Annotated in this window: 6 protein-coding genes and 1 pseudogene; 5 read left to right on the forward strand and 2 right to left on the reverse strand. The window is 36.5% G+C overall.

Going from position 1 to position 11,072, the window contains the following annotated elements; genetic code table 11:
- Window positions 1-6: 6 nt before the first annotated feature.
- Complete coding sequence (locus tag OZD62_RS04105) at window positions 7-141, reverse strand: hypothetical protein (protein ID WP_256437677.1); 135 nt, start codon at window positions 139-141, stop codon at window positions 7-9.
- Window positions 132-2,930 carry a WPE palindromic element domain-containing protein gene (locus tag OZD62_RS04110; RefSeq protein WP_275019482.1) on the reverse strand — a complete coding sequence of 933 codons (2,799 nt, stop codon included), beginning with the start codon at window positions 2,928-2,930 and terminating at the stop codon, window positions 132-134. Before OZD62_RS04110 ends, OZD62_RS04105 begins: the two co-directional genes overlap by 10 nt.
- A 99-nt stretch (window positions 2,931-3,029) precedes the next feature.
- On the opposite strand from OZD62_RS04110, the gene OZD62_RS04115 reads away from it, so the two are divergent.
- From OZD62_RS04115 to OZD62_RS04135, 5 genes and pseudogenes are all read left to right on the forward strand, one after another.
- On the forward strand, window positions 3,030-6,128 hold the full coding sequence (locus OZD62_RS04115; RefSeq protein WP_275019483.1) for a phosphoribosylformylglycinamidine synthase subunit PurL: 3,099 nt from the start codon (window positions 3,030-3,032) through the stop codon (window positions 6,126-6,128).
- Window positions 6,129-6,223: 95 nt separating this feature from the next.
- On the forward strand, window positions 6,224-6,736 hold the full coding sequence (locus OZD62_RS04120) for a hypothetical protein (RefSeq protein WP_022626376.1): 513 nt from the start codon (window positions 6,224-6,226) through the stop codon (window positions 6,734-6,736).
- A 616-nt stretch (window positions 6,737-7,352) separates the two neighbouring features.
- On the forward strand, window positions 7,353-10,148 hold the full coding sequence (gene uvrA / locus OZD62_RS04125; RefSeq protein WP_275019486.1) for an excinuclease ABC subunit UvrA: 2,796 nt from the start codon (window positions 7,353-7,355) through the stop codon (window positions 10,146-10,148).
- Window positions 10,149-10,202: 54 nt separating this feature from the next.
- Window positions 10,203-10,517, forward strand: coding sequence for a hypothetical protein (locus OZD62_RS04130; protein WP_010082388.1), 315 nt, complete (start codon window positions 10,203-10,205; stop codon window positions 10,515-10,517).
- Window positions 10,518-10,744: 227 nt separating this feature from the next.
- A pseudogene (locus OZD62_RS04135) lies at window positions 10,745-11,005 on the forward strand (double zinc ribbon domain-containing protein); the annotation flags it as partial.
- Window positions 11,006-11,072: the final 67 nt, after the last annotated feature.

The following is an 11,072-nucleotide window of genomic DNA, read 5'->3' on the forward strand; positions in this document are numbered from 1 at the left end:
AGATAGTTACATGAATTTACCATAAATCACCATCTCATAAAGTGTGATGCAACAAAGCCATCCCAGTGTCTGGGCACTGGGATGACACCCTTTTGGATGGAAACCAGTGTCAGGTACTCGGATGACACCATTTACAACCACTCTCCTACCCTTTCTAGCTGTTTATAGCTGTTAAATCTCAGGAATTTATCAAAATATGGAGAGGCAATAAAGGGTGTGGAATTACTTAAATAGTTAGATAAAAAACCAGGCAGATCATTTTTTAATTCTTGCATTTTGTATCTATAATTTTGTATAGAAATAACTTTTATTTTATCATAATCAAGTTTCCAATAAGCAAGTTCTGAGACTTCTCTTTTTGTTATATGTTCTACCGCTAAGGCTTGTAAAATTAATTGCGGAAAAAATCCCGACATTACTTCTTCATTGGAAGGTGGTGTACCAAGCTTATAGTCTATAATTGCCACTTGCCCACTTGGTAGATACTCAACTCTATCACATCTTGCTATCAGTGAAATTTCTTGTGGCTTATTTGTCATCCAAGCAGTTTCATACTGATCACAAGAACCAGTGTCACGCGCTGGAATATGAAATATCGGACAGGAAAAGTTCTTTTCCAACTCAACATAATTGCTTCGAGTTTCATCAAATTCGACAAAAGATTGAATTATCTTTTGTAGTCTTACCCACCACATATTTGAAAAATTAAACTGACTAGTCGAGAATGCTTCTCGTGCAATGCTCATTGGAGATTTTTTGTTGCGTAAATATCTTGCAAGAATGTTGTGTACCATAGTGCCAAATTCCAATATCGATGGCTTGAAATTCAAGTCTCTTAATTGTTTAAGACCCAGTATATATTCAACGTAAAATGAATAAGGATTACGAATTAGCTTTTCTATTGCACTGCAAGACATCACCTGCATTTTTTCTTTTCTAACTTCGGTTTGAGGTTTTGGCATAGGCTGAGTACATGGAACAGTACATTCAGGCGTATTTAATATCCTTAGCCAATCACGATACGGCTGCTTCCCCTCCTTGAGTAGAATTTCCAAACGCTGCAATAGAATTGGCTTTCTATGGCTTAGCGATCTTGTAATATAAACCTTACTTGCACAAAACAAATTGTGTAAAGTATAAAAAAAATACCCCTGCTCTTCTTGTGCAGAAGGAAGATTAAATTTTTCTCTCGTAAGTGCATTCAAAAGCGGACTTTGAAAGCTTGGCGCTTCATTAAATCCAGCAAGTATTACAACTTTGTTGTGATATAAGCTGAATTTATTCAAGTCACTTGCTACAAAGAAAAACTCTTTCTCTAAAAATAAGGTCAGAATTTGGCTATATAACTCTAAGGAGCATTTAATTCCTACACCCTCACATGCATTTGAGAAATTACAGGTAAAATTACCTATTTCACTATTTAGCTCTGAAAAATTTATACCAGATAATATATTAATACACTGCAAATGAGTTGCTACCACATCGAAAATAGAGCAATTTATAGAACGAAGTAAAGGATTAAATATAACCTCTAACTTACTGATAATAAGTAATATATCTTCTTTGTATTTTAGCTTTTTATGGGCATTGATAGCATTTATAATATCGCTCAGACCATTTGTACTAAAGCTGCGTAATATCTCTATTTCAAATTCAGATAAAATCCGAGTGTACTCTTCTTGAGTGTAACCAAAAGTCACTAGCCTATGTTTAAGGAGCGAAAGTAATGACACACTGCTCCAATTTGAGGTCAAAACTTCGATACTATAAAGCAGAAGCGTTATATAAGGGTAATTTTCCGGTATGGCACTGTGTTGCCTTGATAAACATGCTATACGAGCTGCAAGTAATTTATCAAAGACGACCAAAGAAATGTTTTCATAACCTTCATTTTCTATAATTAATGATGTCACTTGTGCTTCTTCCTCTCTGGAATCACAAGTGATGACTTCAATATTGCCAACATGTCCACTACTAACTTTGCTTAGATCGGCAGTTGTATCAAAGACGTAATCTAGATATTCCTCAGGACTTCCTGTTATCCCAGCCCTTTCTTCTGTCATCCAAGTAGCTGACACTGGGATCCAGTTTTCATTATACAGCCACCTGGTGCGCTCATTTAAAGTTAAGTTTTCTGGATCCCAGTGTCTGGGCACTGGAGAACACGCTTCTGGCAGAAAACTCACATCCCTTCTATCCACTTTTAAATAATCAAGCAGATCTTTCAGGCAATATTGATAATGTTTTTTATCAAGCGATTTCCAGTCTTTCTCTTTAATTTTCAAATTCAAGTTAGGCAAAATTATTTTTCCAAATGGCAGATCATATATAGCCCTAATTAACGACTTATCCTTTCCAATTCCAACAAAGATTATATATTGGTCTTTTTGTAAAGAGATTATCATATTGTTTATGTAATCACTCTTATGTTTTAATATATCTACTACTTCTAAATCTTTTAAAGTTTTACTCCAAGTCTCAGTGAGTAAGCTTATGAAATTCTCTATTTTTTTTGAATGTTCATCAAATTGATAACAATCCGTTGTTTGGGTAGATTGAATTTTATCAAGCAGTGATGGCAGGCTATAAGCTAAATCAATTGGAAAATTATCATTATTTTTTCTATTCCACTCCAATATGAATTGAATGAGTAGCAGTGTCCTTTTTGTTGGCTTGATAACTTTAACCCTATCAAGATTTAATATTAAATCTTCCTCATCAATATTCTCTAGCGAAACTATCTCTGGCAAAATTATGCATTTTTTAGCGTTATGATTCTTGAATGCACTCAGCAGCGCTATCACATCCCTCTTGCAAGGAAGTATGATTTTTACTTCAGGAATTTTTTCTCTTTCATATTCAGAAAATATGTGCTGAACCAGCACATCAAAAAGAGATTCATCCACATTAACGGTAAAAACTCTTCCCACTAACAGTAACAATTAATACAATATTTTATTGTATAGAAATTATTCAAAATATAAACGTGCTTGTATGCTATTATATATTAAAATTTTTTATAACATTACATGGCAAACATTAGAATAGAAGTTTTAAATAAATGCGAGCAAATTGGCTGCAGATGGTTAGTCAACGTTTACTCGATTTACATACGCAAAGAATTACCATCCAAATTATATGAAGAAATTTGCGGGCTATTTTATAATAAAGTCATACAAGACTGCCGTTATTATTCCTACAATGAAAACCTTGAAGAAGTTCCGTATGATTTCATAGAACCACAAGCAAAGTGGGGCTTGGAAATAAGCTTCCTACCTGGCATGACCGATAATGTAGGCAACACAGTGAAACAAATTGTTAGAGAGTATTTAATAAGCAAAGGCTATATCGACCAGCCTGTCATCCCAGCCCCTTCTTTTGTCATCCCAGTGCTTGACACTGGGATCCAGAAAGAGAAAACGCAGATTCCAGCGTCACGCGCTGGAATGACACCAATTGAGATCAAAGCAAGAAGTTCAAAATTGATTCTAAGTCAAGGAGATTTACCAACCGAAGATGATATAAAACAAGAGTTCAACCCCATCACTGAGTATTGCACACTTATCTGTAAAGAAAATAATAACTATAGCTGGAAATATTATGGTAAATATAAGTCATTAAATACCCACTCCGGTGTCATTCCAGCGCGTGACCAGGAAAAAAAAGAATGGATCCCAGTGTCAAGCACTGGGATGACAGGAAAAAAGGCTGGGATGACAAAAGAGAGCACTGGAGTGATATCAAGTAGTAATGGGGCTAAATCTGTTGATTTAAATGTAAGTGACCAAGAACTTGAGAAAATCAGCAGAGATGGAATCGATGGTAATGGCACTTTAGGGCTCTCGCTGGCAGCAATGAAAGCTATAAAGGATTACTTTAAAAAACTTGGTAGAAATCCATATGATATTGAACTTGAGTCTCTGGCACAGACTTGGTCTGAACATTGTAAACACAATATTTTTTGCTCCCCTATTGATGAAATAAAAGACGGTCTATATGCTCATTATATTAAGCGTGCAACGCGTGAGATAAATTCTGACATATGCGTGTCAGTTTTCTCCGACAACGCAGGAGGAATAATTTTTGATGACGATTACTTGATTGTAGATAAAGTTGAAACTCACAATAGCCCTTCAGCTCTTGATCCATTTGGTGGAGCAATGACCGGAGTGCTTGGAGTTAATCGCGATATAGTGGGTTTCGGGAAAGGCGCAGAGCCTATAATGAATACCTATTACTTTTGCTTTGCCAAAGAAGCAAAAGGCAAATTTTATAGGGATAAAGAGCGCACTGATGAGATCTTACCGCCAAAATATATAATGAAAGAAGTGATTCACGGTGTTAATGTTGCTGGTAATTGCTCTGGTATTCCAACACAACTTGGATCGGTATATTTCGACGATAGATTTTGTGGCAAGCCATTAGTTTTTGTCGGAAGCATTGGAATTATTCCACGCAATATAAATAATGCACCTTCACACATTAAAGGACCAAAAAATGGCGATAAGATTGTAATTATTGGCGGAAGAGTTGGAAGAGATGGAATTCACGGTGCAACGTTCTCTTCAGAGGCTTTATCGGGAAATAGCCCTTCAACAATTGTGCAAATTGGTGACCCTATAACACAAAAAAAATTATCCAATGCCGTCATAAAAGCAAGAGATCTTGATCTTTATAATGCAATAACGGATAACGGAGCAGGTGGGCTGTCGTCGTCTATTGGTGAAATGGGAAAAGACGGATTTGAAGTTGATTTGAGCAAGGTTCTCCTTAAAAACGATGGTATGGCTCAGTGGGAAATATGGATATCAGAATCACAAGAGAGAATGACCTTAGCAGTGCCAGAAGAAAATCTCCCTATGTTTAAGCAAATCATGAAAAAACATGATGTGGAGGTTTGTGTGATTGGAGAGTTTAATGAGAGTGGTAAAGCTGTTGTTAAATGTCCTGAAGGGACAGTAATAATGGACATCGAAACTGAATTTCTGCATGATGGTAATCCCAAAGTGCATTTACAGACGAAACCGTGGTCTAAGGGGCTTCCAGCGCTATGCGCTGGAATGACAACAAGTTCGCCTTCTTTAGCAATTGAACTAAAAGAAATGCTGAGCAGACCAAACATTTGCAGCAAAGAGTTCATAGTGGTGCAATATGACCATGAGGTTCAAGGGTCGTCAGTGCTGAAACCACTGCAGGGCAAGGGAAGAGTGTGCAGTGAAGCTATTGTTTCAAGGCCAATCCTTTCTTCAAATAAAGGTGTTGTAAAATCGCAAGGATTTGGCTCAAGTTATGGAGAAATTGACACCTACCACATGGCAGCATGTGCAATTGACACCGCGATACGCAACTATGTAGCCGCAGGAGGAAATATAAATCATCTAGCGTTGCTCGACAATTTTTGTTGGTGTGATGCTTATAATCCAGAAAGGTTGTGGCAACTAAAGAAAGCTGCAGAGGCTTGTTACGACTTCGCAACTGCATTTAAAACACCATTCATATCCGGAAAAGACAGTATGTTCAATGACTTCAAGGGATATGATGAAAATGGCGAGAAAGTGATAATCTCTGCACCACCTTCATTACTCATCTCAGCAATTGGAATTATAGAAAATATTGAAAATGCGGTATCGCTTGATGTAAAAATGCCAGGGGACTTGATATATGTGCTTGGAGAAACACTTGATGAACTTGGTAGATCTGAATATCAGTTATATAGTGGAATAGGTAATAACAACGTACCAAAAGTTGATGCAAAGAGCGCTAGGAAGTTGTATGAGCGTTACAACCAGGCAATAAAAGATGGCATAATTGCCTCTGCAATTGCACCAAACTTAGGCGGATTAGTTATTGCTCTGGCAAAATCGCTAATTGCAGGAGACCTTGGTGCTGAAATCGATCTTTCACTAGTGCCAATAGGAAAAATACAAAATACAGACATAATAAACAAGATAATAATGTTTTCTGAATCGCAAAGTAGAATTTTGGTTACTATTGCACCACAAAATCAGAAGAGGTTTGAAGAATTGTTTGAAGGTGCAGTTTATTCATGTATTGGCAAAGTAACAGAGAAAAAGGTGCTAAACATAAAGGATGTTTTAAAAGTAGATCTGAAAGATGTGGCATGCTAATATAAAATATTTTTCTTATTATGCTAAATAACTCTTTTACTATATGTAATGTTTATTTAGAATGAATGTATGTTATTAATTTTGGGTAGGTAATTATGTCTATTTTATCGATACTCCTGTTTATCAGTCTTTCTTTACTCAACACTTCAAATAAATTGATGATATGTGCTGCCTTATTTGTGGGAGCTGCTTTAGTTGTAAATTCAATGGTTGAATTTTATGGCAGAAGCAAAGCTACGTACAACTTAATAGTGTGTACAGCGCTATGTTGTGTTTTTAAATGGCAAAGTTTTAATTTGATGATATTGATTTCATATACTGCAATTTTAGTATCTCTTCTCTCAAGCATAATTATTTTTGAAAAATTGAAGTCCAAGTTGAATTTTCATATGGCAAATTTCATTACTTTAATTATAGCATCAGTGGTTGATAGTGCCGTTGTATGTGTTGGATTACTATACAAATTTTCTGCAGGTAAATGCCTATCAATATATACTAGAGACTTAATTTTTAAGTTTTCTTATGCGTCAGTATTGAGCATCTGTTTGTTTGTAGGAATGTATTTATTTTGCTTGGCAAACAAGAAGTATTTTAAGATTTCCACATAACCTGTTTTCTGATATAGCTAAACTGACTTTGGGTCCTAGGGGTGTATTTGGTGCGTAACAACAGTTTAGAATTTATAGGTAGCCTAAACCCACAACTGTACAAACATTATGATTTGAGCCTATCAGGGGGGTGTCATTCCGGTCTGGAATCCAGAAAAAAGAATGGTGTCATCCCAGTGTCAAGCACATAGCTGTACGAACATTCATTTTTGAAGGTAAATTGCACAGCAAATGGTGTCATTCCAGTCTGGAATCCAGAAATTTTGCTTATAACTGAGCTGATGAGCTAAAGGTAGTTGTCTTACGCTAAAACAAACGTTTTTAATTAAGTTGCATAGAACCAGTGTCTGGGCACTGGCCCACTGGTGGGAATTGCTCCTAAACTACAACGTTCGTACAGCTATGTGCTTGACACTGGGATGACATCATAGGGGCACTGGCCTACTTAACCGTCATACCGTCGCGGTATCTCAGCCGCTAACAAGTAGCGGAATGACGATTTATCAAACGCTGCCTAATTTTCCGTAACAGTTGAAAAAATCAATAGAAAATCAATATATCACTATAAATTCACGTATTTTGAGGCTATAATGGTTAATACGTTATATGGTATAATATGGACGATTTTATCAGAGTTAAGGGCGCAAGGGAACATAATCTGCAAGGTGTAGACGTCAATATACCGAAAAATAAGCTAGTTGTTATAACTGGGCTAAGTGGTTCTGGCAAGTCTAGCCTTGCATTTGATACGATTTATGCAGAAGGCCAACGCCGGTACGTTGAAAGCCTGTCAGCTTACGCGCGTCAATTTCTCAACATTCAGGATAAACCAGATGTTGAGTCGATTACAGGTCTCTCTCCTGCAATATCTATCAACCAGAAATCGATCTCAAAAAATCCAAGGTCAACAGTTGGAACTGTTACCGAAATTTACGATTACTTGCGCTTAGTATATGCACGAATAGGAGTTCCTTATTCACCTGCAACTGGATTACCAATAACAAAACAAACGGTGTCTCAAATTGTAGACACTATAATTGCGTTACCTTTAGAAACTAAGATATATATACTTGCCCCTGTTGTGCGTGGTAGAAAGGGAGAACATCTTAAAGAGATATTGGAAATTAAAAGACAAGGTTACGTAAGGTTCAAAATAGATGGTGAAGTGTACAATGTAGATGACTTGCCTAAACTCGATAAGAACAAGAAACACGACGTTTTTGTGGTTGCAGATAGAATATCAATATTGGGCGATATAGGAAATCGACTGCCAAGTAGTATAGAATCCGCACTAAAACTTGGTAATGGTCTAATGTATGTAGAAATAGTAAACCTACCTGACAACCATAATTCCGAGTATAAAAATGGTCAAATTCTGACTTTTTCAGAGAATTTTGCATGCCCCGAGTCTGGTTTCACTCTTGAGGAAATAGAACCAAGATTATTTTCTTTTAACAGCCCTTACGGTGCATGTGGTTCGTGTAATGGGCTTGGTAAAAAACTAAGTGTTGATATAAAGCTAATAGTACCGGATGAAACTCTTTCAATATCTGAGGGTGCTTTAAAGCCAGTGGGATCAATGTTCCGCCAAGTGCACACAGGTTATGGATTTCTAAAAAGTGCAATTCTATCACTGGCTGAAAACTACAAATTTAACCTTGATATTCCGTGGAAGAACATAGATCAAGAAGTAAAAGATATGATACTCTTTGGCTCTAATAAATTTCAAGGTTTGATCAGTATCTTGGAGAACCAGATGGATTATGATGAAACACTTGTTGAGCGATATTGCTCTGTCACTCACTGCAGAGAATGCACTGGCTATAGATTGAGAAAAGAAGCGCTTACAGTAAAAATTGATAGCAAACATATAGGTGAAATATCAGGGCTTAGTATCGATGAATCCCTTAAGTGGTTTGAAAATTTGCCAGACAAGCTCACAGAACAACAGAAGCAAATCTCAAATAAAATACTAAGTGAAATAATCAAGAGGCTAACATTTTTAAAGAATGTAGGGTTGAATTACCTAACGCTTGATCGAGAATCTAGCACTCTCTCTGGCGGTGAGGGTCAGAGGATCAGACTTGCTTCGCAAATTGGCTCAGGATTAACGGGGGTTTTATATGTTCTTGATGAACCCTCGATTGGCCTTCATCAATGTGATAATGATCGGTTAATTGCCACACTAAAAAACTTAAGAGACATGGGTAACACTGTAATCGTTGTTGAGCATGATGAAGATACAATAATGGCTGCTGATTATGCGATTGATATTGGTCCTGGAGCTGGCGTAAATGGTGGAAAAGTTGTTGCAGAAGGAACACCAGACCAGGTGCAAAGAAATTCAGGGAGCATAACAGGGCAATATTTGAGTGGAGAGAAAAAAATTTTAATTCCAAGGAGAAGAAAGCAAGCAACTCAGTTCATAAAAGTAATAAATGCATGTGAAAATAACTTAAAAAATGTAAACGTTAAATTTCCTATAGGGAATCTTATTTGTGTTACTGGAATATCAGGAGGGGGAAAATCAAGTTTAGTCATAGAAACGTTATATAAATATTCAGCACATAAGATACATCATTCGTCTGCAAGGTATGGTCAGTGTGATAGAATAGAAGGCCTTGAATATATAGATAAAGTTATAGAAGTTGATCAGTCGCCAATTGGTAGAACTCCTGCGTCAAATCCAGCAACATATGTTGGTATGTTCACTCATATAAGAAATTGGTTTGCAGGTCTTTCGGAGTCAAAAGCAAGGGGATATAATATAGGCCGGTTTTCATTTAATACCAGAGGGGGAAGGTGTGAGGCTTGTAAAGGTGATGGGCACTTAAAGATAGAGATGCATTTTCTACCGGACGTTTATGTGAAGTGTGAGCAATGTAAAGGGCGAAGGTATAATCGGGAAACATTGGAAGTTACTTATAAAGAAAAATCAATCTCTGATGTGCTTGATATGACGATAGATCAGGCTTGTGATTTTTTTGAAAACCTTCCAATGGTAAAAGAAAAGTTGGTTTCTTTGCAGGAAGTAGGGCTTGGCTATATAAAACTCGGACAGTCGTCAACAACGTTGTCTGGGGGTGAAGCACAACGAATAAAGCTGTCCAAAGAGCTATCAAAACGATTTACCGGAAGAACATTGTATATTCTTGATGAGCCAACAACTGGATTACACTTTGAAGATATAAATAACTTACTAAAAATACTCCATAGATTAGTCAATCTGGGAAACACTGTTATAGTTATCGAGCACAATTTGCACGTTATAAAAACTGCAGATTATATAATAGACATCGGACCAGAGGGCGGAATAAAAGGCGGAGAAGTGATTGCTACTGGAACTCCAGAAGAAGTGGTAAAAATTCCAGAAAGTGTTACAGGCAGGTATCTTAAAACGTATTTATTATAAACTATTTCTTAATTATATTAGGCTAGGTTGCATATTTATGATTTGGAGATAAGAATGTCAGTATATCGATACTTTAGAAGGTACGTTGAATATGGAGTTGTACCTGCTAAGAAAGCAGAAGATAACACACTAGTTCCAGAAAATAGTTTCTATAAATCTGTACGTTACGTTGATAATGTGCTAGGACCTGTGAAAGATGTAATTTGTGGAGTTGAGAGTAAAGACAATTATAACAAGTATTATCAAGATAATGATAAACGTGGGTCACAGGGCAGAGAAAGTGTATTCATTGTGTGCACTTGGTGCTATTTTAGCAGCCAACATAATATTGCAACCTTTATGTTTGATACTATAACTAAAGTGACTTAGGTTTACCGACGATTTGATAAACGACAAATTCGTCATCCCGCTGCTTGTTAGCGGGATCTAGAGATACCGCGGCGGTATGACGTAGGAAAACCTGACTTGCACTAGCTACAGCACCCAGCAGTGGCTCAGTTTGAACTATATTGAAATGGAATAAAAAGTGAAAGAGTGTAAGCTTAAGTTACTTTAGCTATACTATATAAATTATTTTATAATATATTTAATGAGTTGTGAACCTTCTCTTACTAAAAAAAGCTACAAATCTCATATTTCCAAGCGTATGCGTAAGTTGCGAATGTATCATTGATGAAAATCTTAATCTGTGTAGTGAATGCAACAAAAAAATCAATTTTCTAACTAAGCATTACTGCAATGTTTGTGGCGTAGTAATCTCAGACAATATTTATACGTGTGGTAAGTGCATCATCAATCCTCCACCGTTTAAAGTATTAAGATCAGTTTTTGCTTATGATCAACATAGTAGAAACATGAGAGGTTGTCCGGAAACTAGTAAATTCAAGCATATTCCCTCTTTAACATAACCCTACTCATAGCTAG

Source organism: Wolbachia endosymbiont of Drosophila seguyi, from assembly GCF_028981765.1.
Taxonomy (GTDB): Bacteria; Pseudomonadota; Alphaproteobacteria; order Rickettsiales; family Anaplasmataceae; genus Wolbachia; species Wolbachia pipientis.

Coding starts and splice junctions, on each gene's coding strand:
- OZD62_RS04115 (WP_275019483.1), top strand. CDS start 3,030: ATGGCAAACATTAGAATAGAAGTTTTAAATAAATGCGAGCAAATTGGC.
- OZD62_RS04120 (WP_022626376.1), top strand. CDS start 6,224: ATGTCTATTTTATCGATACTCCTGTTTATCAGTCTTTCTTTACTCAAC.
- uvrA (WP_275019486.1), top strand. CDS start 7,353: ATGGACGATTTTATCAGAGTTAAGGGCGCAAGGGAACATAATCTGCAA.
- OZD62_RS04130 (WP_010082388.1), top strand. CDS start 10,203: ATGTCAGTATATCGATACTTTAGAAGGTACGTTGAATATGGAGTTGTA.